This is a genomic window from Nocardioides sp. Root240 (assembly GCF_001428825.1).
GTDB lineage: Bacteria > Actinomycetota > Actinomycetes > Propionibacteriales > Nocardioidaceae > Nocardioides.
In genome coordinates this window covers 179230-179430 of sequence record NZ_LMIT01000001.1, presented here as the reverse complement: position 1 = coordinate 179430, position 201 = coordinate 179230, and the positions used below count along the sequence as shown (strand labels likewise).

The window sequence follows — 201 nt, the reverse complement described above, 5'->3', positions numbered from 1 at the left end:
GGTGTGGTGGGTGTTGACCTCGGCGCCGTCGGTGAGCCCGTCGTCGTCGCTGTCGGCGTCGTCCGGGTCGGTGCCGTGCCCGGCCTCCTCGGCGTTCGTCAGGCCGTCGCCGTCGGCGTCGGTGGACGGCAGGTCGTCGGTCGGGTCGTCGACCGCGTTGGTGCCGTTGTCGATCTCGGCGCCGTCGGTCACGCCGCCGTC

1 pseudogene is annotated in these 201 nt (G+C 74.1%); it reads right to left on the bottom strand.

The annotated features are described in order from the left end of the window. Nucleotides 1–201, bottom strand: a pseudogene (locus tag ASE20_RS24930) (hypothetical protein); the annotation flags it as partial.